Origin of the sequence: Streptomyces sp. ADMS (assembly GCF_033441795.1) — a bacterium.
Taxonomy (GTDB): domain Bacteria; phylum Actinomycetota; class Actinomycetes; order Streptomycetales; family Streptomycetaceae; genus Streptomyces.
In genome coordinates this window covers 1-534 of record NZ_JAVFVX010000402.1, presented here as the reverse complement: position 1 = coordinate 534, position 534 = coordinate 1, and the positions used below count along the sequence as shown (strand labels likewise).

1 protein-coding gene is annotated in these 534 nt (G+C 66.3%); it reads right to left on the bottom strand.

Annotation, left to right across the window (positions count from 1 at the left end; translation table 11 throughout):
- The coding region (locus tag RB628_RS41270) for a SulP family inorganic anion transporter (RefSeq protein WP_318325754.1) at window positions 1-534 on the bottom strand (534 nt) is incomplete at both ends.

The following is a 534-nucleotide window of genomic DNA, read 5'->3' as shown; positions in this document are numbered from 1 at the left end:
AGAACAGCTCGCCGGTGACCGCGTAGACGACCTGGTTGCCGTCGGGGTCGACGACGCCGGAGACCTCGGCGAGGTGGGCGACACGCTTGGCGAAGATCACCATGGCCACGATGCAGCCGAGCACGACGCCGATGGCGAGGTTGTGGGTGACGACCACGGCGGCGACGGTGACGACCATGACGATGGTCTCCCCGACCGGCATGCGCTTGAGGGTCTTGGGCTGGACGGAGTGCCAGTCGAAGGTCGCGAAGGCCACCAGGAGCATGACGGCGACCAGGGCCGCCATCGGGATGTCGGAGACGACCGGGCCGAACACCACCACGAGCAGCAGCAGGAAGACACCGGAGAGGAAGGTCGACAGGCGGGTGCGGGCCCCGGACGTCTTCACGTTGATCATCGTCTGGCCGATCATCGCGCAGCCGCCCATACCGCCGAAGAGTCCGGTGATGACGTTGGCGACGCCCTGGCCGATCGACTCACGGGTCTTGTTGGAGTGGGTGTCGGTGATGTCGTCGACCAGTTTGGCCGTCATCA